The organism is Pseudoxanthomonas sp. LjRoot127 (assembly GCF_964253495.1).
Lineage (GTDB): Bacteria > Pseudomonadota > Gammaproteobacteria > Xanthomonadales > Xanthomonadaceae > Pseudoxanthomonas_A.
The window spans coordinates 398,535-420,510 of the sequence record NZ_CAXUQR020000001.1 but is presented as its reverse complement, the minus strand read 5'-3'; the positions used below and the strand labels follow the sequence as shown (position 1 = coordinate 420,510).

Below are 21,976 nucleotides of genomic sequence, written 5' to 3'. Positions count from 1 at the left end.
CGGAAACGAAAAACCCCCGCTTTCGCGAGGGTCTTCGTTGTGCGTGGTGCCCAGGAGAGGACTCGAACCTCCACGGTTTTACCCGCTAGTACCTGAAACTAGTGCGTCTACCAATTCCGCCACCTGGGCAGGTAAGCGAGGCGCGCATTTTGAGGACCGGGCAGGGGAATGTCAACGGTTCCTTCGCGTGGCGGTATTCAGGCGAGGTGTACCATCCCCCCATGACCAAGAAAACACAGCGAAGTGGCGGCAAGACGCCCGCCGGGAAGGGAAGCAAGCAGGGCGGAGCGTCCGCCTCCCGTGGCACGGGCCAGGCCGGCAAGCCCGCCAGATCCGGTACTCCGGCAAAGAAGAGCCTGCCGCCCTGGATGCCCGAGGCGGCGCGTTCGCCTTCGCGCGCAGCGGGTGGCACGTCCCCGTCGCGACGCCCCGCCGGTGGGCACGCGCCGCGGACGGGCGGGCGTTTCGTCGACCCGCACGCGCAGCGCGAGGCGCAGCGTTACGAACAGCCCATCGCCAGCCGCGAGGCCATCCTCGGGTTTCTGGAAGCGGCCGAAGGGCCGCAGACGGCAGAGGAAATCGCCGGTCCGCTGGGACTGGATGCACCCGAACGCTTCGATGCGTTGTCCAAGCGCCTGGGTGCGATGGTCCGCGACGGCCAGCTGGTGCAGAACCGGCGCGGCGGCTTCGCGCCCGTGCAGCAGACCGACCTGATCTCCGGCACCGTGATCGCCAACCCGGACGGCTTCGGTTTCCTCCGTCCCGACGCCGGCGGCGGCGACGATCTGTTCCTGCCGCCTTATGAAATGCGCAAGGTCATGCATGGCGACCGCGCGCTGGCCAACGTCACCGGCATCGATCGCCGCGGCCGCCGCGAAGGCAGCATCGCGCGCGTGCTGGAACGCGGCGTCACCCGCCTGATCGGCCGCTTCGGTTTCGAAGTCGGCATCGCCTACGTGGCGCCGGACGACAAGCGCATCCAGCGCAACGTGCAGATTCCGCAGGACGCGACCGGGGGTGCGCGGGATGGCCAGCTGGTCGTGGTTGAGCTGACCCAGGCGCCAGATGCGCGACGCCCACCCATCGGCAAGGTCATCGCCGTGCTCGGCGACAGCCTGACGCCGTCGCTGGTGGTCGAGGCCGCGATCCACGGGCACAACCTGCCGCATGAGTTTCCGCAGGAAGTGCTGGACGAAGCCACCGCGGTGCCGCTGGTGGTCGAGCCGGCGATGATCGGCGACCGCGTCGACCTGCGGTCCACGCCGTTGGTGACGATCGACGGCGAAGATGCGAAGGATTTCGATGATGCCGTCTACTGCGAGCCCACGCGCGACGGCTTCCGTCTGATCGTCGCCATCGCCGACGTGTCGCACTACGTACGTCCCGGCACGCCGCTGGATGATGAGGCGCAGAAGCGCGCGACCTCGGTGTACTTCCCCGGATTCGTGGTGCCGATGCTGCCGGAGACGCTGTCCAACGGCATCTGCTCGCTGAACCCGAAGGTCGACCGCATGACCTTCGTCTGCGACATGCAGGTCAACCGCGACGGCGAAGTTACCGGCTCGACGTTCTACGAAGCCGTGATGAATTCGCACGCCCGCCTGACTTACACGCAGGTGTGGAAGGCCGTCGGCGAGAACGACGAGGAGACCCGCGCGCAGATCGCGCCGGTGCTGCCGCACGTCGAACGCCTGTACCAGTTGTACCAGGTGCTGGCAAAGGCGCGGACGCAGCGCGGTGCCATCGAATTCGAAAGTTCGGAAGTCCGCTTCGTGCTCGACAACCGCGGCGAAGTCACCCAGGCCGGCATGCTGGTGCGCAACGACGCACACAAGCTGATCGAGGAATGCATGATCGCGGCCAACGTGGAAGCGGCGAAGTTCCTGCTCGCGGCGCACATCCCGGCCCCGTACCGCATCCACGACAAGCCTCCGGAAACCAAATACATGGACCTGCTTGAATTCCTGAAGGAGTTCAAGCTGTCGATGCCGTCGTGGGGCAAGGTGCAGCCGAAGGATTTCACCAACCTGCTGAAGAAGGTGCGCGAGCGTCCCGACGCCCCGTTGCTGGAATCGGTCCTGCTGCGCAGCCAGAGCCTGGCGGTGTATGCGCCCGAGAACATCGGTCATTTCGGTCTGGCGTTGAGCGCTTACGCGCATTTCACCTCGCCGATCCGCCGTTATCCAGACCTGCTGGTGCACCGCGCGATCAAGCACGGGCTGACCAAGAAGAAGCCCGACGCCTTTCTTTACTCGTCACGCGACATGGCCGCGCTGGCGCTGCAGTGTTCCGAGCGCGAACGCCGTGCCGACGAAGCCGAGCGCGAGGTCGACGAGCGTTTCCGCGCCGCGTGGATGGAAAAGCACGTCGGCGGCCAGTTCGATGGCGTCATCAGCGGCGTCACCAGCTTTGGCCTGTTCGTGGAACTCGACCAATCCAAGGTCAATGGCCTGGTCCATGTCACCCAGTTGCCGCAGGACTACTACCACTTCGATCCGCTGCGCAAGACATTGTCGGGAGAGCGTCGCGGCATGTCGTTCCGTCTCGGCGACCGCGTGCGCATCATCGTGCTGAAAGCCAGTCTGGAAGAGCGCAAGATCGACTTCCGCCTGGTCGAGGACAAGACCAGGGACAGCGGCCTGCCGCCGCCCCCGCCGCGCGGACAACCGGCCAAGCGTACGAAGAAGAAATATTGATTCAGGTCCGTCGTCCCGGCGAAAGCCGGGACCCAGGGCCGTTTGCTGGCGACGCTGCGAAGTTCACGCAGACGACGGTCGCGACGGAACCAAAGTCGCTGGGTCCCGGCTTTCGCCGGGATGACGGCGTCGGTTCTCGTTTCCCCTGCTTGATGAGGAGCTGCTATGTCCACCCAGACCCACACCGGCGGCTGCCAATGCGGCGCGGTCCGCTTCCGCGTCACCGGCGACCTGAAGGACGCCTCCATCTGCCACTGCCGGATGTGCCAGAAAGCCTTCGGTGCGTATTACGCGCCATTGGTGTCCACGCGCGGCGCGGTGCTCGCGTGGACGCGCGGCGAACCGAAGCGCTTCCAGTCCTCGAACGTGGTGCGGCGAGGCTTCTGTGCCGAGTGCGGCACGCCGCTGACCTATGAAGCACCGGATGGGGTGGCTCTCGCAGCCGGTGCGTTCGATGATCCGTCCGGGCTGGCGCCCTGGGTGCAGTACGGCGTGGAGGGCAAGCTACCCTATGTGGATGCCCTGTCCGCACTGCCGCAGCGGCGCACCGAGGAGGATGAGGCGGCTGCGGCGTTCTTGGCAGGGGTGGTCTCGTTCCAGCATCCGGACCACGACACGGCGGCCTGGCCGCCACGCTGAGCGGGCGGTCGGTGCGATAATGCCGCCCTTTCCAACGCGGCCTTACAGCGCATGAGCAAGCAGAATTCGTGGATCGTCGGCGTCAATGCGGTCGCCTCGGCGGTCGAGAACGACGCCGACAACGTGCGCGAGATCCTGGTCGAAGGCGGCAGCAAGAACGCGCGCCTCACCGAGATCGAGGAGAACGCGCGCCGCAAGGGCATCGACGTGCGCCGCGTCACCGGGCAGGCGCTGGATGGCGTGGCCGGTTCGCTGCGCCACCAGGGCGTCGCCGCACGCTATGCCGCTGCGCCCACTTGGGACGAGAACGAACTGCAGGGGTTGGTGGAGGGCGCCGAAGGCAAGGCCCTGCTGTTGGTGCTGGACGGTGTGCAGGATCCGCACAACCTCGGCGCGTGCCTGCGCAGCGCCGCGGCGGCCGGCGTGACCGCGGTGATCATCCCCAAGGACAAGTCGGTCGGCGTCAATGCCACCGTGCGCAAGACCTCGGCGGGTGCGGCGGACCGGATTCCGGTCGTGCAGGTCACCAACCTGTCCCGCTGCCTGCGCGACCTGCAACAGCTCGGCGTATGGATCTACGGCCTGGCCGGCGAGGCTACGGCGTCGCTGTACGCCACCGACCTGCGCGGCAACGTCGCGCTGGCGCTCGGGGGCGAAGCCGACGGCCTGCGCCGCTTGACGCGCGAACACTGCGACGGGCTGGTGAAGATCCCCATGCCGGGCGACATCGAAAGCCTCAACGTGTCGGTCGCCGCCGGCATCACGCTGTTCGAGGCGGTCCGCCAGCGCCAGTAAAGGAGTCCACGTGTCCCGCATGCCGCATCCTCCGTTTCCGCGACTGGTGGCGCTGCTGCTGGGGCTGTCCTCGTTCGCAGCCTTCGCGCAGGACGCGCCGCGCGCTCACGCGCGAGACCTGGGCGTGGCGCCAGGCATCTTCGCGCCGGGGACGTACAACGCCATTACCGATGTCGCCGGTGTGCGGGTCGGCCAGGTGACGTTGAAGGAGGGCGACAAGGTACGCACGGGCGTCACCGCCATCCTGCCGCACCCCGGCAACGTGTACCGCTCGCGCGTGCCGGCTGCCGTGCACGTCGGCAACGGCTTCGGCAAGTTCATCGGCAGTACCCAGGTCAACGAACTCGGCGAGCTCGAAACCCCCATCCTGCTGACCTGCACCCTGTGCGTATGGAAGGCCGCCGATGCGATGGCGGACTGGATGCTGGCCCGGCCCGACATGCAGCAGGTGCGCTCGCTCAATGTCGTGGTCGGCGAGACCAACGATGGAGGCCTCAACGACATCCGCGCGCGTCCGGTCACGGCCGACGCCGTGCGCCGCGCGCTGGATGACGCCACGAGCGGTGCCGTGCAGGAAGGCAGCGTCGGTGCCGGCACCGGTACGGTGGCGTTCGGCTGGAAGGGCGGCATCGGCACGTCATCGCGCAAGCTGCCTGCGTCGCTGGGCGGCTGGACGGTCGGCGTGCTGGTACAGAGCAACTTCGGTGGCGTGTTGCAGGTGTCGGGGGCGCCGGTCGGCCGCGAGCTGGATCGCTACGCCTTCCAGAAGGCGGTCGCGATGCAGGGCGATGGTCGTCGTGGTCCGGCGGATGATCGTGGCGACGGTTCGATCATCATCGTCATCGCCACCGATGCCCCGCTGGCCGACCGCAACCTGCGCCGCGTCGCGTCGCGCGCGATGATGGGCCTGGGTCGCACGGGCAGCTCCGCATCCAACGGCAGCGGCGACTACGTCCTCGCGTTCTCCACCGCGGAGTCGGTGCGGCGCGCCTTCGATGCGCCCCGGCTGGACACCTCGGAGCTGGCGAACGAGCAGATGAGTGCCGTCTTCCAGGCCAGCGTCGAGGCGGTCGAGGAAGCGATCTACAATTCGCTCTTCATGGCCACCACGGTCAGCGGCAATGGCGAGACCGTCGAGGCCATCCCGCTCGACCGGGTGCGAGAGATCCTCCGGCGGCACGGCATCACCGCACCCAAGAAGTGATGTTCCTCGGTTTCAGTGCACGACGTTGCGGATGAAGCGCAGCGGCGTGTCGCCATCGTTGCGGTAGGCGTAGTCGCGATCGCTCGGGAATACGAAGAAGTCGCCCGCCGCGACGATGTGGTCGCCGTCCGGGAGCTCGACGACCAGATGGCCTTCGATGACGAAGAACATCTCGTGCCAGCCGGCCGGATCGGCCGCCGACAAGTAGCGGTCGCCGGGCATCAGTGTCCACGCCCACAGTTCGACATCGTGTGAGGCGGGTGCGGTGGCCAGCAGCACGCCCTGCGAGCCCGGCGTGCGGCCGCTCCAGGCCAAGGCTTCGATACGGTCCAGACCCGGGGCACTCGGCGGCTTCACCAGGTCCGCGAAGGTCACTTTCAGGGCTTCGGCAATGCGGTCGAGGGTGTTGAGGCTGACATTCGCATCGCCGGATTCGATGCCCACCAGCATACGGCGGGAGACGTCCGCCGCCACCGACAGGGCCTGCTGGCTGAGACCTGCGTCCGTACGCAGGCGGCGGATGTTCTCGGCGACGTGTTCCAGCACACTCATGGGCGGGGTTGCGCACTATATTGCGCATCCGGTAAGCTTCGGTCTGCGCAATATAGTGCGCATTCCTTCCCTTCTTCAAGCGCGGCGCTCCCGGCGCGCGCAGGTCATGCCGTCATGTCGTCCCCGAATTCCCATGCCTCGCTGCATTGGCAGCCGATCGCACTGCTGCTCATCGCCATGCTGTCCATACAGGCGGGCGCGTCGATGGCGAAGGGCCTGTTCCCCGCCGTGGGGGCGACCGGCGCCACGGCGCTGCGGCTGACGTTGGCGACGGTGATGCTGGTCGCGGTGTTCCGGCCCTGGCACGCGCGCGTCACCCGCGAGCAGTGGCCTCTGCTGGTGTTCTACGGCGCGTCGCTGGGGCTGATGAATCTGCTGTTCTACAAGTCGCTGGAAACGGTGCCGCTGGGAATCGCGGTCGCACTCGAATTCACGGGTCCGTTGGCCGTGGCGCTGTTCGGCTCGCGCCATCTGCGCGACGTCGTGTGGGTCGTGCTGGCCGTCGCCGGGCTGGTGCTGCTGGTGCCGGAGCAGGGTGCCGAGGCGCTGGATCCGGTGGGAGCGGTCTACGCGCTTGGCGCAGGCGCCTGCTGGGCGATGTACATCGTGTTCGGCCAACGGGCAGGCAATGCGCACGGGCCGCAGACGGTCGCCATCGGCAGCTGCATCGCGGCGGCGGTGGCGGTGCCGTTCGGCGTCGCGCATGCCGGTGCTGCGCTGCTGGCGCCAGCGCTGCTGCCCATCGCCCTGGCGGTCGCGCTGCTGTCCACGGCGATCCCCTACAGCCTGGAAATGGTGGCGCTGACGAAGATGCCCACGCGCACCTTCGGCATGCTGATGAGCCTGGAACCGGCCATCGCCGCCCTGTGCGGCCTGCTGTTCCTGCACGAGCGCCTGTCGCTGCTGCAGTGGCTGGCGATCGCGGCGATCATCGTCGCGTCCGCCGGCGCGGCGATGACCTCGCGTCCGCCGGTGCAGACCGCGGCCAACGGTGAAGCGTAGTCAGGCGAGCGAGGCCTGGTAGACCGCCAGGTCGCTGCCGGAGAAACAGCAGAAGATCACCTCGGGCGGCGTGGGCGATGCAGACAATACGGCACGGACAGTGTCGACCGCGACGCGTGCGGCGGATTCCGCGGGATAGCCGAAAATACCGGTACTGATGCAGGGAAAAGCGACGCTGCGCAGGCCGTGCCTTTCCGCCAGCGCCAGGCTGTTGCGGTAGCACGCAGCGAGCAGGGCGGGCTCGCCGTGTCCACCGCCACGCCAGACCGGACCGACGGTATGGTTCACATGGCGTGCCCGCAGGCGATACCCCTGCGTGATCTTCGCTTCGCCAGTGGCGCAGCCGCCGAGCAGTCGGCATTCGTGCACCAGCTCCGGACCCGCCGCGCGATGGATCGCGCCATCCACGCCACCGCCGCCGAGCAGCGAACTGTTCGCCGCATTGACGATGGCGTCGACCTGCAGCGCAGTGATGTCGGCCTGGATCGCAGTCAACCGCATGACGCCGTCCTGTGCGAGGTATCAGCCCAACGGCTTCGGCCACATGTTGGCGATCTTGCAGAACAGGCGCGCGGTCTGTTCGGCGTCGTAGACCGCCGAGTGCGCGTCGTCGGCATTCCAGTCGAAGCCGGCGGCCTGCACGGCGCGGGCGAGCACGGTCTGGCCGTACGCGACGCCAGCCAGCGTCACCGTGTCGAACACGCTGAAGGGATGGAACGGGTTGCGCTTGTGCGCTACCCGCGCAACGGCGGCATTGAGGAAATTGAGGTCGAAGTGCGCGTTGTGGCCGACGAGGATCGCGCGCTGGCAGCCGTGCTTCTTCACCGCCGCGCGCACTGGCGCGAACACGTGGTCCAGCGCCTCCTTCTCCTGCTTGGCGAAGCGGAACGGGTGGTCCAGATCGATGCCGGTGACTTCCAGCGATTTCGGATCGATCTCGGTGCCCGGCGCCGGATGCAGGTGCACGCTCGCGGTTTCGCCACAGACCAGCAGCCCGTTCTCGTCCAGGTCCAGCGGTACCGCGGCCATTTCGAGCAGGGCGTGCCGGCTCCAGTCGAAGCCGCCGGTCTCCACGTCCACCACCACGGGCAGGTAACCGCGGAAGCGGTGGGCCATGGGGGTGATGCGGACGGGTTCGGCAGCGTTTTCCATGCGGGAAAGGGTAGCAGAGGGCGCGGGTGCTTCCTCGGCTGGAAACCCAACGTCGGCCAGGTTTTCTGTAGGAGCGACGTAAGTCGCGACCGTCAACCTGCCACTCCAGTGACAATGAGGGGGCCGCATGAAGGGCGGACGCCATGCCCCGGTTGCTGGCCTGCAGTGATGTCCTGGTCGCCCGTGTCGTGCGGTCGCGACTTGCGTCGTTCCTACAGTGCAGGCGTGCGCGTCCCGAGCACGGTGCCTTCGTCGCGCATGCGCACCAGCATTGCGGCGCCCTGGTCGGCGAAGGCGGGCACGTCGTCGACTCCTGCCTCCGCTGCCAGCTGACGCACCGCATCGCCACCGCTGCGACCGCCTTCGCCCAGCAGTTCGACCAGCCGGTAGACCAGTGGCGAGATCGCCGCGAAGCGCACCTGGTGTTCCGCATCCCGACGCACGAGCAGCAGCGTCGGTTCGACCGGCGGCGCATCGGGCTGGAAGTCCGGACCGATCCGGTGCACCGGCCATTGGTAGGCCAGCGCCCACGCGAAGGGCGAGACCACCGGTTCGCCCGTCAGCAGGTCGGCGTGCGGGTCATGCGCTGGCACGGGATCGTCGGCGATCTGCAGCGCCAGCTCGACCCATTCGTAGTGCGCGAGTTCGCGCAGCCAAGGGGGCAGGTCGTCGTCGCGCGTTTCCAGGTAGCGGATGAATTCGCGCGCGATCTCCGGGAACAGCGGGGTATGGCTACGGTGGTCGGCGTAGAAGCGGCGCACCAGCACGCGCCATGCGTCCTCGCCCAGCGTCTTCCGGATCACCGGGAAGTTGCCGGCCAGCAGGGCTTCGATGTTGTTGAAGAACAGGTCGCGGTAGATCGCCAGCCGGCGCGCTTCGATGCCGGGCGGCGGCGGATGCGAGGACGGATCACGCAGGTGGCGCGACAACGCGAACTGCATGTCGTGCAGGGGGTCAGCCATGCGTCGCCCGCGCCGCTGTGCCAGGAAGATGCAGCGCCTGCAGGGCGCGGATGCGCTGCAGTTCGACACACAGCTCGGCCAGCGGCGGGAAGTTGAAGTCGCGCTCCAGCAGCGTGGGGCGCACGCCATGCGTGGCATAGGCTTGCGACAGCAGCGCCCACACGTCGTCCTTCACCGGGGCGCCATGCGTATCGACCTTCAGGTCGTCGGCTTCGTCATAGTGGCCGGCGATGTGGTACGACGCGATCCGCGCCGAAGGCATGCGCGTGAGGAAGGCGCATGCGTCATAGCCGTGGTTGATGGCGTTGACGAATACGTTGTTGACGTCGAGCAGCAGGTCGCAGTCGGCCTCATCGAGCACTGCGGTGATGAAGTCGACTTCATCCATCGCCTGGTAGGGCGCGGCGTAGTAGGAGACGTTCTCGACCGCGATCCGCCGACCCAGCGCGTCCTGTGCGTGGCGGATGCGCGCGGCGACGTGATGCACCGCCTCCTCGGTGAACGGGATCGGCATCAGGTCGTACAGATGGCCGTCGTCGGTGCAGTAGCTGAGGTGTTCGCTGTAGAGCACCACCCGGTATTCGTCCAGGAAGCGCCGCGTGCGCGCGAGGAACGTATCGTCCAGCGGCGCCGTGCCGCCCAGCGACAGCGACAGTCCGTGGCAGGTGATCGGATACTGCGAGGCCAGGGTCTTCAACGCATCGCCGTAGCGTCCACCCACCCCCAGCCAATTGTCCGGCGCGCATTCGAGGAAGTCGAACGCCCCGGCCGGCGCGGCCAGCAGTTCGTCCAGCAGGGCGCGGCGCAGGCCCAGGCCGGCGGAGGCGGGAGGAAGGGTGATCATGCGGATGCAAGCGCAGGCCCCGGCGCAACGCCGGGGCCTGCTTCGGACTTACTTGGTCTCGCCGGCCTTCTTGGTGCCGCCGCACTTGCCCTCGCCACATTTGCCTTCACCGCACTTGCCCTCCGCGCCCTTGGCGCCGGCATGGGCCTTGTGCTCGGCGGCATCGATGAAGCCGTCCTTGTTGGTGTCGATCTCGGCAAATTTCGCGGCCTTGTCGGGATGGGCTGCGTTGAATTCGGCTTGCGAGACCTTGCCGTCCTTGTCGGTGTCGGCCTTGGCCATGCCGCACTTGCCTTCGCCGCACTTGCCTTCGGCCGCCTTCGCCGCTTCCTGGCCCGCCAGCAGGTAACCCTGCGACAGCGGCTCCATCGCGAACGCGGAACCGGTCAGGGCGAGGCCTCCGGCCAGGGCAATGGCGACCGCGGCAGGCTTGTTCGTCTTGGACATCGTCATGCTCTCCAGTGAGGTGCGGCGGAGCCGCACGGGAAGTGGCGACAGTGTAGACGCAGTCCGTTAGCCGGCCGTATGCATGCCCGGAAATGCTCGCGCCCCGCGTGGAAGCGGGGCGCGGGGGTGCTGCGGTGCGGAAATCTCAGACCGCGCCGGTGGTGCTGGTCTCGTCGCGCTTGTCGCGGGGCGGCAAGGGCTGTTCGCCGTGTACGAGGAACCAGATGTTCTCGGCGATGTTGGTGGCGTGGTCGCCGATGCGCTCCAGGTTCTTCGCCATGAACAGCAGGTGCGTGCACGGCGTGATGTTGCGGGGGTCTTCCATCATGTAGGTCAGCAGTTCGCGGAACAGGGCGGTGTAGTGCGCGTCGAGTTCGGCGTCGCGCTCGCGCACCTGCACGGCCTGGTCCGCATCGCCATTCTGGTAGGCGACCAGCACGTCGCGCACCTGGCGGGCGGCCAGCTTGCCGAGCGCGCGCAGGCCGGTGATCTGTGGCATCGGCGGCGACACATTGAGCGCGATGGAACGCTTGGCGACATTGGCCGCGTAATCGCCGATGCGCTCGATGTCGGCGGGGATGCGCAGGCCGGCGAGGATCTCTCGCAGGTCGCGCGCCATCGGGCCACGCAGCGCCAGGTGCATCACGTCGTGGCTGACCTGGTGCTCGATGGCGTCGATGGCCTCGTCGTTGGCGATGATGCGCTGCGCGGCCTTGTCGTCGCGGCGCTCGACCACGTCCAGCGCGGCCTCCAGCTGGGCGACGGCGGTCTCGCCCATGCGCACGATCTCCGCCACGATGCGGCGCTGTTCTTCGTCGTAGCTCTTCACGATATGGTCGTTGGGTTGGGTGTTCATGGGCGTCCTCAGCCGAACCTGCCGGTGATGTAGTCTTCCGTCTGCTGCTTGCCGGGGTTGGAGAAGATCGTCGAGGTGACGTCGTGCTCCACCAGCTCGCCCAGGTACATGAAGGCGGTGTAGTCGGACACGCGCGCGGCCTGCTGCATGTTGTGGGTGACGATGGCGATGGTGTACTGGTGCTTCAGCTCTTCGATCAGCTGCTCGATCTTGCTGGTCGAGATGGGGTCCAGCGCGGAGGTCGGTTCGTCCAGCAGGATCACGTCCGGACGCAGCGCCACCGCGCGTGCGATGCACAGGCGCTGCTGCTGGCCGCCCGACAGGCCCAGCGCGCTCTGCTTCAGCTTGTCCTTGGCTTCTTCCCACAGCGCGGCCTGGCGCAGCGCCTGCTCCACGCGCACGTCCATGTCGGCCTTGTTGAGGCGTTCGTGGTGGCGGATGCCGTAGGCGACGTTCTCGTAGATCGTCATCGGGAACGGCACCGGCTTCTGGAACACCATGCCTACCTTGCTGCGCAGGCGGTTCATCGGATACCGGGCATCGAGGATGTTCTCACCGTCCAGCAGTACCTCGCCGGTGGCGCGCAGCTTGGGGTAGAGCGAGTAGATGCGGTTGAACACGCGCAGCAGGGTGGACTTGCCGCAGCCGGAGGGTCCGATCAGCGCGGTCACGCGCTTTTCCGGGATTTCGAGGTTGATGTTCTTCAGCGCATGGAAATCGCCGTAATAGAAGTCCAGGCCCTTGGCGGCCAGTTTCACGCTGGCGGTCGCGGCGTGTTCGTCGTGGCGCTGCGGCGTCACCACGGCGATGCGGGCGGCGTCATTCATGGGTCACCTTGTTTCGAAGAAGGATGGTTCGGGCGATCAGGCTGAGCACCAGCACCATGCCGGTGACGAGGAAGGCGCCTGCCCAGGCCAGCGAGTTCCAGGAGTCGTACGGGCTCATCGCGTATTGGAAGATGACCATGGGCAGGTTGGCCATCGACTGGTTGAGATCCGTGCTCCAGAACTGGTTGTTGAAGGCGGTGAACAGCAGCGGCGCGGTCTCGCCGCTGATGCGTGCCAGCGCCAGCAGGATGCCGGTGACGATGCCCGGCAGCGCGGATCGCATCAGCACCTGGGTGGTGACCTTCCACTGCGGCACGCCCAGAGACAGCGCGGCCTCGCGCATCTGCTGCGGTACCAGCCGCAGCATCTCGTCGGTGGTGCGCACGATCACCGGCAACGCGATGAACGCCAGCGCGACGGCGCCGGCCCATGCCGAGTAGTGGCCCATCTGTGCCACCATCACGGTGTAGATGAAGAGGCCCAGCACGATCGACGGTGCCGACAGCAGGATGTCGTTGACGAAGCGGACCGTTTCGCCCAGCCAGTGCTTGTTGGCGTACTCGGCCAGGTAGGTGCCTGCGGCGATGCCGATGGGCGTGCCCAGCACGATGGCCAGCAGGCTCATCACCACGCTGCCGAACAGCGCGTTGGCCAGGCCGCCGGGTTCGTTCGGCGGCGGCGTCATCTGGGTGAACAAATCCAGGTTCAGGCTGCCCATGCCCTTGGTGATCGTGGTCCACAGGATCCAGACCAGCCACATCAGGCCGAAGATGGCCGCGGCGATCGACAGCGTCAGGGCGACGGCGTTCTTGACCTTGCGGAACGTGTACAGGGACGCGGACATCAGTTGCCCTCGCGCTTGGCCAGCTGGCGCAGCATCAGGCGGGCGACGGCCAGCACGATGAAGGTCAGCAGGAACAGGGTGAAGCCGAGCAGCAGCAGCGATCCCTTGTGCAGCGGGTCGGTGGCTTCGGCGAATTCGTTGGCGATGGTGGAGGCGATGGAGGTGCCGGGCTCCAGCAGAGCGGCGCTGATCGTGTAGGCGTTGCCGATGACGAACGTCACCGCCATGGTCTCGCCGAGGGCGCGGCCCAGGCCCAGGAAGACGCCGCCGATCACGGCCGAGCGCGTATACGGCAGCACCACGTCCCACACGACCTCCCATTTCGTGGAGCCCAGCGCGTACGCCGATTCCTTCAGTCGGCCCGGGACCGTCAGGAAGACCTCGCGCATCACCGACGACACGAACGGGATCACCATGATCGCCAGCACCAGCCCTGCGGTCAGCATGCCGATGCCCAGCGGCGGACCCGAAAGCACCGCGCCGACGAGCGGCAGCTGGCCGAGGTTGTCGTTGATCCACGGATAGACGTGTTCGCTCAACTGCGGCGCCAGCACGAAGAGGCCCCACATGCCGTAGATGATCGAAGGGATGCCGGCCAGCAGTTCGATCGCCATGCCCACCGGTCCGCGCATCCAGGCCGGTGCCACTTCGGTCAGGAACACCGCGATGCCGAAACTCACCGGCACCGCGATCAGCATGGCCACGCCGGCGCTGACCAGCGTGCCGAACACCGGCACCAGCGCGCCGAACTCGCGCGTACCCACGTTCCATTCGGTACTGGTGAAGAAGCCCAGGCCGAAGGTCTGCAGCGCTTCGCGCCCGCCCCACAGCATCGAAAGCGCGGCAGCGATGAGCGAAATCAGGACGAACATGCCGGCGCCGGTCAGCGTCAGCCGGAACAGCCTGTCGGCGCGCGCGTCTTTCGCGGTACGCACGTCCGTCAGTGAGGCGGGGAGGGCGGTGGCGTTCATGCAACCCGGGGAGTGGGGAAGGGGCGGGGTGACGCGGGAGGCGCTAGTGCACGGTGATGCGGTTACCGCGTGATGACAGCGGGCCGCCCCTCGGGACGGCCCACCGCACGATCTGCATCAGAGCTTGATCTCGGTGCTCCAGTACTGCTCGATCTGGCCGACCAGCTCCGGCGGCAGCGGCACGTAGTCCAGTTCGTTGGCCTGCGCCTGGCCCTGCTCGTAGGCCCACTTGAAGAAGTCCAGCGTGTGCTTGGCCTTGGCCGCATCCTTGGGCTGTTTGTAGACCAGGATGAAGTTGGTCGCGGTGATCGGCCACGCCTGTTCGCCCGGCGCGTTGGTGATGACCAGGTTGAAGTCCTTGGCGCTGGCCCAGTCGGCACTGGCCGCGGCGGCGGCGAAGCTCTCCGGCGTGGGCTTCACGAACTGGCCGGCGGCGTTCTGCAGCGACGCGTACGACATGTTGTTCTGCTCGGCATAGGCCAGTTCGACGTAGCCGATGGAGCCCTTAAGCTGGCGCACGTAGGCGGCCACGCCTTCGTTGCCCTTGCCGCCGACACCGCCCGGCCAGTTGACCGAGGTGCCTTCGCCGACCTTCGACTTCCATTCGGGACTGACCTTGGACAGGTAGTTGACGAAGTTGAAGGTGGTGCCCGATCCGTCGGAGCGGTGCACGGTGTTGATCTTGCCGGCGGGCAGGGCCACGCCCGGATTCAGCGCGACGATCGCCGGATCGTTCCAGGTGGTGATCTTGTGCAGGAAGATGTCGGCCAGGACGGTGCCATTGAGCTTCAGCTGTCCCGGCTGCAGGCCTTCCACGTTGATGACCGGCACCACGCCGCCGATGACCGACGGGAACTGGGCCAGGCCGGCCTGCGCCAGCTCTTCCGAAGAGAGCGGCTTGTCGGACGAACCGAAATCGACGGTCGCCGCCTTGATCTGCGCGATGCCGCCGCCGGAGCCGATCGACTGGTAGTTGATCTTGGCGCCGGTGGTCTTGTTGTAGTCCGTGGACCAGCGCGCCATCAGCGGGTAGATGAACGATGCGCCCGCGCCGGTCAGCTCGGCGGAGATCTGCTGGAACCCGCTGGCGGCCGGTGCGGCGGCATCGCCGCCGGCCGACGGGGCCGGTGCATCGGTCTTGCCACCGCAGGCCGTGGCAAAGAAGGCGGTGGCCAGGGCCAGCGTGGCCAGGCGGGCAGTGCAGATAGGCATGGGCTCTCCAGACAGGTCGTGTGTGATCCCGGCTATGAAATGATGTTTTTGTTACAGCGTGATGACATCGCCATCTCGCGCTGTCATGCGACGCGCGGTGCGGGCGCCGGGAAAAGAAAACGGGCCCGAAGGCCCGTCGGGGTAGCGCCGCGCGGGAGGGTCGCGGCGCCGGTGCCGGCACGGGGAGAGACCGTGCCGGCGGGGTGCGATCAGTACTTCAGGTTGGCCTTCCAGTACGTCTCGATCTGCTGCACCAGCGCCGGCGGCAGCGGCACGTAGTCGAGCGACTTGGCCTGGGCGTCGCCATTGGCGTAGACCCAGCGGAAGAAGTCGCGGGCGTCCTTGTTGCCCTTCTTCGGCGCCTTGTACATCAGGATGAAGTTGGTGGCGGTGATCGGCCAGGAGTTCGCACCGGGCGCATTCGTCATGACCAGGTAGAAGTCCTTGGACTTGGCCCACTCGGCGCTGGCGGCGGCGGCGGCGAAGGTCTCGTCGCTGGGCTGCACGAAGTTGCCGGAGGCGTTCTTCAGGCTGGCGTAGGCCATCTTGTTCTGCAGCGCATACGACAGTTCGACGTAACCGATGCCGCCCTTGATCTGCTTCACGTAGGCGGCCACGCCTTCGTTGCCCTTGCCGCCCACGCCGGTCGGCCACTGCACGGTGGTGCCTTCGCCCACCTTGGTCTTCCACTCCGGGCTGACCTTGGACAGGTAGTTGACGAAGTTGAAGGTGGTGCCCGAGCCGTCCGAGCGACGGACCACGGTGATGCGCTGCGCCGGCAGGGTCAGGCCCGGGTTCAGGGCGGCGATGGCGGGGTCGTTCCAGGTCTTGATGGTGCCCAGGAAGATGTTGGCGAGCGTCGGGCCGTCCAGCTTCAGCTGGCCGGGCTTCAGGCCGGCGACGTTCAGCACCGGCACCACGCCGCCGATCACCGACGGGAACTGGGCCAGGCCGTACTTGGCCAGCTCTTCCGGCTTCAGCGGCGCGTCGGACGAACCGAAATCCACCGTGCCGGCCTTGATCTGCGCGATGCCGCCGCCCGAACCGATCGACTGGTAGTTCACGCGGTTGTTCGTGGCCTTGGCGTAGTCGGCGGACCACTTGGTCATCACCGGATACACGAACGACGCGCCAGCGCCGGTCACGTCGGCGGCGAACGCCTGCGCCGAGAAGGCCGAGGCGAGCGCGAGCAGCGCGACGCGGGATTTGATCGAGTTGAGCACGGAAATCTCCTGGGAGAAGGCAGGGTGGAAGGACGGGCATGCCCGTTGGGTGGCCATTCCACGACGTTTGTGTGACAGCCCGGTGTCGGCATTGCGACAGTCGCGTGACGCTGGGCGGCCTCCGCACCTCCAGGCCGGGATGGCATCGATGCGGGCAAGGGCCGAAGGTGGGGATGCGCCGGCGATGTCGATCCAATCTGCCTCTGAAGGCGCGATACATTTAGATGCATCGCCTTCGAGCCGGGATCACCTGGGGGCCACGGCGCCGCTGTCACACATCGGTCATGAAACTCACATGTGACTGCAAGATTTCACTCCCATCCTTTAGCGCATCTTTGACGGGCGCTTAATGATTTCCGAAGGTGATCTCGGAAACGAAGCGGGTCGCCCACGAAGCCTGCGCTTTCACTTCCCATTCCACTCGGAGAGTCACCATGCGTTATTCCCTCCTGGCCGCCGCGCTTGCCGTCGCCATGGGCAGCACCAGCTTCTCGGCGTCCGCCGCCGACTCCCGCGATCAGACGATCGCCGAACTGAAGGCGCAGCTGGAAGCGCTGTCGGCCAAGGTGGCCGAGCTGGAAGAGCGCACCGACGCGCAGTCCGACGTGAACCTGGACACGGCGGCGCAGCTCGACAAGATCACCACCGGCTCTCCGAAGATCGACACCAAGGGCGGCGTCAAGGTGACCTCGGCCGACGGCAAGTTCGAGGCCAGCATCGGCGGCCGCATCCACTTCGACACCTACGCGTTCGATCGCGACATCGCCAGCACCACCGGCACGACCGAATTCCGCCGCGCGCGCCTGACCCTGTCCGGCAAGGCCTACGGCTGGGAATACAAGATGGAGCAGGACTTCGGCGCCGGCACCAACCTCGACGGCCTGCGCGATGCCTACATCGCCAAGTCCGCGCTCGGCGGCAAGTTCACCATCGGCCACTTCAAGCCCTACCGTGCGATGGAGGAACTGACCAGCTCCAACGAACTGCTGACGATGGAGCGGCCGTTCTCTTCCGCCACCGGCCTGTTCTCCGGCCGCCAGTTCCAGCAGGGCGTCGGTTACCTGCGCGCCGGCGAGAACTACACCGCCGGGCTGAGCGTGTTCAACCTGCGCGGCGCGGCCGCCACGCGCAACGAAGGCACCGGTGCCGCCGGCCGCGTGACCTGGGCCCCGATCAACAACGACAACAACACCTTGCACTTCGGCGCCTGGTACAGCACCGAGAACAACAACCTCGGTTCGGCCGACCTGGTCGCCACCTCGAACTACGCCGGCCGTCGCGGTCCGTCGCAGGTGATCGCCACCACGACCGGCGCCAGCCGCAACACCGTCGACGTGATGGCGGTGGAAGCCGCCGGTTCGTTCGGCCCGGCCTTCTTCCAGGCCGAGTACGCCGATGCGACCTTCGGCCAGCCGCTGGGCCGCGACCAGGATGTGACCACGTACTACGTACAGGGCAGCTTCATGCTCAACGGCGGACACAAGCCGTACAAGGGCGCCACCGGCGTGTTCGGTTCGCCGAAGGTCGCCGACAAGGGTTTGTGGGAACTGACCGGCCGCTACGACTATGTCGAGAACGAAACGCTGAACCGCGAAGTCACCAGCTGGATCCTCGGCGTGAACTACTACGTCAATCCGAACCTGCGCTTCATGTTCAACTACACGCAGGGCGACAACGAAGTCACCGGCGACGAGACCGCCCAGTACGCGCTGCGCACGCAGTTCGCCTGGTAAGACCGTCGCGCGGCCATGTCCGCGACCGCGTGAACGCAGGGCCCGGGATCGTCTCCCGGGCCTTGTCGTTTCTGGAGCGGGGATGCCGGCGACCATGACCATTGGCAGGGGGCCGTCACGCACGGGGCGGCGACACTGGCGGTGGCACCCAGGCACGGCCGGGTCGCCGAGGGATGGGGATCCTTTTCGAACCAGGGGGCGTGGTGAAGCATTCGGCGAGTGTTCTTGGCGTGGCGTTGTGGGCGGGCCTGTCGATGGCAGGGGCGGCGCGGGCCGCCGAGCCCGTCGACCTGGACATGGTGGCGAAGATCCGCAGCGAGGCGCTCCATCGCTCCCAGGCGGCCGCGAACCTCAAGGAGCTGACCGAGACCATCGGTCCCCGCCTGACCAATTCGCCCAACTACACGGCGGCCAGCGCGTGGGCGCGCGGCAAGCTGTCCGGCTGGGGACTCGCGAACGTGCATGACGAGGTGTACGACCCGGCCTTCGGCCGAGGCTGGGCCTTCCGTGCGTCCCGCGTCGAAATGCTGTCGCCGCGCCAGTTGCCGGTCCATGCGCTGCCCAAGGCTTGGACACGCGGTACCGACGGACCGGTCGAAGGCGAGGTCGTGCTGGCGTCGTTCAAGACGCTGGAAGACATCGGGAAGCAGCGCGGCAAGCTGCGCGGCCGCATCGTGCTGGTCGATGAAGCGCGCGCCTACAAGCCGTCCGACAAGAACGACTTCCGTCGCTACAGCGAGGCCGAGCTGGGCGAGCTGCAGACGTTTCCCATGCCGGAAGACGCCGCGCCCGACGCCCAGCAGAAGCGCCTCGACGAATACCGCAAGCGTACTGCGCTGAGCAAGGCGCTGAACGAGTTCTTCGCCGAAGAGGGCGTGCTGGCCACGCTGTCGATCAGTTCGTGGGACAACGGCATCATCCGCGCGACCGGCGGTGGCGCACGCAAGGCCGGCGAACCGGTCGGCGTGACCGAGCTGGTGCTTCCCGCGGAGCACTACAACCCGCTGGTGCGTGCGGTGCAGGGCAAGCAACCGGTGCGCCTGCGCATCGACGTCGATTCTGCGTTCACCAGCGCAGAGGACCTGCCAGCCACCAACACCTTTGCCGAGATTCCCGGCAGCGGCAAGGCGGACGAGCTGGTCATCATCGGCGCACACCTGGATTCCTGGCACACGGGCACCGGCGCCAGCGACAACGGCGCGGGCGTGGTCGTGATGATGGAGGCCATGCGCATCCTCAAGACGGTCGGTGCGAAACCGCGGCGCACGATCCGGCTGGCGTTGTGGGGCGGTGAGGAGCAGGGCTTGAACGGCTCGGCCGGGTACGTGGCCAGGCATCTGGCGGACTATCCCGCACCGACCGATCCGGAACAGAAGGCACTGCCGCGCGCTTACCAGCGAGGTACCGGCCCGCTGCAGCGCCAGCGTGGTTACGATCGGTTCTCGACTTACTTCAACTTCGACAACGGCACCGGGCGCATCCGCGGCATCTATGCGCAGGAAAACCATGCGGCGGTGCCGATCTTCAAGGCCTGGCTGGAACCGTTCAACGATCTCGGCGCCACCATCGTCACCACGCGCAACACCGGCAGCACCGACCACATTTCGTTCGACCGCGTCGGTTTGCCGGGATTCCAGTTCGTCCAGGATCCGGCGGACTACTTCACCCACGTCCACCACACGCATCTCGACACGTACGATCACGTGGTGCCGGAAGACCTGAAACAGGCCGCGGCCATCATCGCCTCGTTCGCCTGGCACGCCGCGATGCGCGAAGAGCGCCTGCCCCGGAAGCCCTTCATCGAGCGCGACGCGCCGTAGCGTGCGCTGCGCGCACGAACGCGTGGAATCCGGCAATGCGATGTCGTGCGCATGGCGCACGCTACGTCAGGCGAGGGTCTTGTCCTTGAACCGGCAAAGATCGCGGATAACGCATTGCGGGCAGTCCGGCTTGCGGGCCTTGCACACGTAGCGTCCGTGCAGGATCAGCCGGCCCGCAACAGCCTGCGTGCGCCGTCTGCAACAGGGCCGCGCCGGCGGCAGGTGTTATTGCCGCATCAAGCGACAGTCTTGTCCTTGAACCGGCAAAGATCGCGGATAACGCATTGCGGGCAGTCCGGCTTGCGGGCCTTGCACACGTAGCGTCCGTGCAGGATCAGCCAATGGTGCGCATCCTGCGTGAACTCAGCCGGCACCACCTTCACCAGCCGGTCCTCCACCGCACGCACGTCCTTGCCTGGCGCCAGTCCCGTGCGGTTCGAGACGCGGAAGATATGGGTGTCCACGGCGATGGTGGGTTCGCCGAACGCGGTGTTCATCACCACGTTCGCGGTCTTGCGTCCTACGCCAGGCAGGGCTTCCAGTGCTGCTCGTGATCGCGGTACCTCACCGCCGTGGTCGTCGATCAGGATGCGGCAGGTGGCGATGACGTTTTTCGCCTTGGCATTGAACAGGCCGATGGTCGCTATGTATTTCTTCAGCCCGTCTTCGCCCAGGGCAAGGATCGCGGCCGGCGTGTTGGCGATGGAAAACAGCCGTCGCGTCGCCTTGTTCACGCCCACGTCCGTCGCCTGGGCGGATAGCGTCACCGCCACCAGCAGTTCGAACGGGGTGCTGTACTCCAGTTCCGTGGTCGGCTTCGGATTGAGTTCGCGAAGCCGTGAGAACAGCTCCACGACCTCGGCGCGGGTGAGCGTAGCGCTGCGCCGGGCTGCACGCGTCACGGCTTCATCCTTTCCGCCGCCTTCGCCTTCGCGCGGGCCAGGATCGCGGCGGCGCCTGAGGGCAGGGCAGGTCGCGCGACCTTGATGTCGCTGGCGACGTCGCTCACCTTCAATCGACGCGCCTCACGCTCCGCCGCGCGGCATGCCAGTCGCGCCTGACGTTGCCGGTAACGCGCCCTGGCGGCCCAGGCCGTCCGCAGGCGCTGCTGGGCCTGCAAGACAGCGGTGACTGCGTCGCCCGCGCAGTCGCACGGCTGGAACGCCATCAGGCCCCCCTCGATCGCGGCATCGACATCGTCGGCCGTGAGGTGCGCTCGCAGGATGCGCGCGTGATCGCAGCTGGGGCAGGCGATGGCCGGCACGCGTGATTCCCGCCTCAGCGACCGGTGAACGCAGGCTTGCGTCGTTCTATGAACGCACGCGTGCCTTCGCGCATGTCGTCGGTGGCGAACATCAGGCCGAACTGCGCGCTCTCGTACTGCAGGCCTTCCTCGATGCCGCATTCCCCGCCGATGTTGACGATGTCGAGCGTCGCCCGCAGCGCGAGCGGTGCGGAGGCGGCAAGCTGGGTCGCGATCTTCAGTGTCTCGGCGTCCAGTTCCGCGGCCGGCACCACGCGGGTGACGATACCCAACTGGAGCGCGCGCTCGGCCGTCACCGGCGCACCGAGCAGACACAATTCCAGCGTCGCCGAGCGCCCGGCCAGGCGCAGCAGCCGCTGGCTGCCGCCGAAGCCGGGGATCAGGCCCAGGTTGATTTCCGGTTGCCCCACCTTGGCGCTGTCCGCTGCGATGCGCAGGTGGCAGCCCATCGCCAGTTCGAGCCCGCCGCCGAGTGCGAAACCGTTGATCATGGCGATCACCGGCTTGGGCAAGGTTTCGATGGTGCGCATGAGTCGCTGGCCGCGCAGCGAGAAGTCGCGCCCGTCGGTCGCGCGCAGGTCGGCCATCTCCGCGATGTCCGCGCCCGCGACGAAGGCCTTGGGCCCCGCACCGGTGAGGACGACCACGCGGACGCCGGGATCGCGCGCGGCGTCGTCGAACGCGGCCTGCAGCGCGTCCAGCGTGGCCGCATTGAGGGCATTGAGTTTGTCGGGGCGATTGACGGTGAGGCGACGGACGCCGGCGTCATCGGCGACCAGGACAAGAGGTTCGGACATGGGTTTTTCGCGTCGATTTGTAAAATTTGGGTGAATTCGGAACTCCGCCCGCAGGGCCCGGTCTGAGCAGCCTGTCGTCAGTGGCGGTTAAGCGCCCCGGCGGCTATCCTAGCGCGTCCATTCCAGGCGGTATGCC

23 protein-coding genes and 1 tRNA gene are annotated in these 21,976 nt (G+C 67.0%); 7 read left to right on the top strand and 17 right to left on the bottom strand.

The window, feature by feature from the left end; translation table 11 throughout:
• Positions 1–44 precede the first annotated feature (44 nt).
• Positions 45–129: transfer RNA gene (locus tag ACSQ19_RS02055), tRNA-Leu, on the bottom strand.
• A 92-nt stretch (positions 130–221) separates the two neighbouring features.
• Between ACSQ19_RS02055 and rnr the strand changes: the two genes are divergently transcribed.
• From rnr to ACSQ19_RS02035, 4 genes are all read left to right on the top strand, one after another.
• A complete protein-coding gene (gene rnr, locus ACSQ19_RS02050) occupies positions 222–2,696 on the top strand; it encodes a ribonuclease R (protein WP_435999669.1) in 2,475 nt (824 codons plus the stop codon).
• Positions 2,697–2,861: 165 nt separating this feature from the next.
• Positions 2,862–3,335 carry a GFA family protein gene (locus tag ACSQ19_RS02045; protein WP_299342829.1) on the top strand — a complete coding sequence of 158 codons (474 nt, stop codon included), beginning with the start codon at positions 2,862–2,864 and terminating at the stop codon, positions 3,333–3,335.
• A 51-nt stretch (positions 3,336–3,386) separates the two neighbouring features.
• The gene (gene rlmB, locus ACSQ19_RS02040) at positions 3,387–4,130 is read left to right on the top strand and encodes a 23S rRNA (guanosine(2251)-2'-O)-methyltransferase RlmB (protein ID WP_299342831.1); all 744 of its coding nucleotides are present in this window, start codon (positions 3,387–3,389) and stop codon (positions 4,128–4,130) included.
• 19 nt (positions 4,131–4,149) lie between these two features.
• On the top strand, positions 4,150–5,334 hold the full coding sequence (locus tag ACSQ19_RS02035) for a P1 family peptidase (protein ID WP_436001055.1): 1,185 nt from the start codon (positions 4,150–4,152) through the stop codon (positions 5,332–5,334).
• Between the two features lie 12 nt (positions 5,335–5,346).
• Here ACSQ19_RS02035 and ACSQ19_RS02030 read toward each other — a convergent pair whose 3' ends face one another.
• Positions 5,347–5,886, bottom strand: coding sequence for a helix-turn-helix domain-containing protein (locus ACSQ19_RS02030; protein ID WP_435999666.1), 540 nt, complete (start codon positions 5,884–5,886; stop codon positions 5,347–5,349).
• A gap of 114 nt (positions 5,887–6,000) precedes the next feature.
• Here ACSQ19_RS02030 and rhtA point away from each other — a divergent pair, with 114 nt between their 5' ends.
• Positions 6,001–6,888, top strand: a complete 888-nt coding sequence (gene rhtA, locus ACSQ19_RS02025; protein WP_435999664.1) for a threonine/homoserine exporter RhtA — start codon at positions 6,001–6,003, stop codon at positions 6,886–6,888.
• Here the strand turns inward: rhtA and ACSQ19_RS02020 are convergent, their stop codons facing one another.
• The 11 genes from ACSQ19_RS02020 to pstS (ACSQ19_RS01970) all read right to left on the bottom strand — a co-directional run bounded on the left by ACSQ19_RS02020 (position 6,889) and on the right by pstS (ACSQ19_RS01970) (position 16,226).
• Positions 6,889–7,389: an O-acetyl-ADP-ribose deacetylase gene (locus ACSQ19_RS02020; RefSeq protein ID WP_296280420.1), complete on the bottom strand. Its 501-nt coding sequence runs from the start codon at positions 7,387–7,389 to the stop codon at positions 6,889–6,891.
• Between the two features lie 21 nt (positions 7,390–7,410).
• A complete protein-coding gene (gene rnt / locus ACSQ19_RS02015; protein WP_435999662.1) occupies positions 7,411–8,040 on the bottom strand; it encodes a ribonuclease T in 630 nt (209 codons plus the stop codon).
• Between the two features lie 212 nt (positions 8,041–8,252).
• The gene (locus tag ACSQ19_RS02010; RefSeq protein WP_296280422.1) at positions 8,253–9,002 is read right to left on the bottom strand and encodes an HvfC family RiPP maturation protein; all 750 of its coding nucleotides are present in this window, start codon (positions 9,000–9,002) and stop codon (positions 8,253–8,255) included.
• Positions 8,995–9,846, bottom strand: a complete 852-nt coding sequence (locus tag ACSQ19_RS02005) for an HvfB family MNIO-type RiPP peptide maturase (RefSeq protein ID WP_296280424.1) — start codon at positions 9,844–9,846, stop codon at positions 8,995–8,997. The genes ACSQ19_RS02010 and ACSQ19_RS02005 overlap by 8 nt, the downstream gene beginning before the upstream one ends.
• Before the next feature lie 48 nt (positions 9,847–9,894).
• Entirely contained in the window at positions 9,895–10,293 is a 399-nt protein-coding gene (locus ACSQ19_RS02000; protein ID WP_296280426.1) for an HvfA family oxazolone/thioamide-modified RiPP metallophore, read from the bottom strand.
• Between the two features lie 145 nt (positions 10,294–10,438).
• Entirely contained in the window at positions 10,439–11,149 is a 711-nt protein-coding gene (gene phoU / locus ACSQ19_RS01995) for a phosphate signaling complex protein PhoU (protein ID WP_299342842.1), read from the bottom strand.
• Between the two features lie 8 nt (positions 11,150–11,157).
• The gene (pstB, locus tag ACSQ19_RS01990; protein WP_435999658.1) at positions 11,158–11,976 is read right to left on the bottom strand and encodes a phosphate ABC transporter ATP-binding protein PstB; all 819 of its coding nucleotides are present in this window, start codon (positions 11,974–11,976) and stop codon (positions 11,158–11,160) included.
• Complete coding sequence (pstA, locus tag ACSQ19_RS01985) at positions 11,969–12,820, bottom strand: phosphate ABC transporter permease PstA (RefSeq protein WP_296280432.1); 852 nt, start codon at positions 12,818–12,820, stop codon at positions 11,969–11,971. Before pstA ends, pstB begins: the two co-directional genes overlap by 8 nt.
• Entirely contained in the window at positions 12,820–13,791 is a 972-nt protein-coding gene (pstC, locus tag ACSQ19_RS01980) for a phosphate ABC transporter permease subunit PstC (protein ID WP_296280433.1), read from the bottom strand. Before pstC ends, pstA begins: the two co-directional genes overlap by 1 nt.
• A 117-nt stretch (positions 13,792–13,908) precedes the next feature.
• A complete protein-coding gene (pstS, locus tag ACSQ19_RS01975) occupies positions 13,909–15,003 on the bottom strand; it encodes a phosphate ABC transporter substrate-binding protein PstS (protein WP_435999655.1) in 1,095 nt (364 codons plus the stop codon).
• Positions 15,004–15,212: 209 nt separating this feature from the next.
• Positions 15,213–16,226, bottom strand: coding sequence for a phosphate ABC transporter substrate-binding protein PstS (gene pstS, locus ACSQ19_RS01970; RefSeq protein ID WP_296280435.1), 1,014 nt, complete (start codon positions 16,224–16,226; stop codon positions 15,213–15,215).
• Between the two features lie 434 nt (positions 16,227–16,660).
• On the opposite strand from pstS (ACSQ19_RS01970), the gene ACSQ19_RS01965 reads away from it, so the two are divergent.
• Positions 16,661–17,959, top strand: a complete 1,299-nt coding sequence (locus tag ACSQ19_RS01965; RefSeq protein WP_296280436.1) for an OprO/OprP family phosphate-selective porin — start codon at positions 16,661–16,663, stop codon at positions 17,957–17,959.
• Between the two features lie 254 nt (positions 17,960–18,213).
• Positions 18,214–19,779, top strand: a complete 1,566-nt coding sequence (locus ACSQ19_RS01960) for a M28 family metallopeptidase (RefSeq protein WP_436001053.1) — start codon at positions 18,214–18,216, stop codon at positions 19,777–19,779.
• Between the two features lie 66 nt (positions 19,780–19,845).
• On the opposite strand, the gene ACSQ19_RS01955 is transcribed toward ACSQ19_RS01960, so the two are convergent.
• The 4 genes from ACSQ19_RS01955 to ACSQ19_RS01940 form a co-directional block, all read right to left on the bottom strand.
• Complete coding sequence (locus ACSQ19_RS01955; RefSeq protein WP_436001051.1) at positions 19,846–19,926, bottom strand: hypothetical protein; 81 nt, start codon at positions 19,924–19,926, stop codon at positions 19,846–19,848.
• A gap of 89 nt (positions 19,927–20,015) precedes the next feature.
• Complete coding sequence (gene nth, locus ACSQ19_RS01950; protein ID WP_435999652.1) at positions 20,016–20,681, bottom strand: endonuclease III; 666 nt, start codon at positions 20,679–20,681, stop codon at positions 20,016–20,018.
• Positions 20,678–21,043, bottom strand: a complete 366-nt coding sequence (locus ACSQ19_RS01945) for a hypothetical protein (RefSeq protein ID WP_299342850.1) — start codon at positions 21,041–21,043, stop codon at positions 20,678–20,680. Before ACSQ19_RS01945 ends, nth begins: the two co-directional genes overlap by 4 nt.
• Positions 21,044–21,057: 14 nt before the next feature.
• Positions 21,058–21,840, bottom strand: coding sequence for an enoyl-CoA hydratase/isomerase family protein (locus tag ACSQ19_RS01940; protein WP_435999649.1), 783 nt, complete (start codon positions 21,838–21,840; stop codon positions 21,058–21,060).
• Positions 21,841–21,976 lie beyond the last annotated feature (136 nt).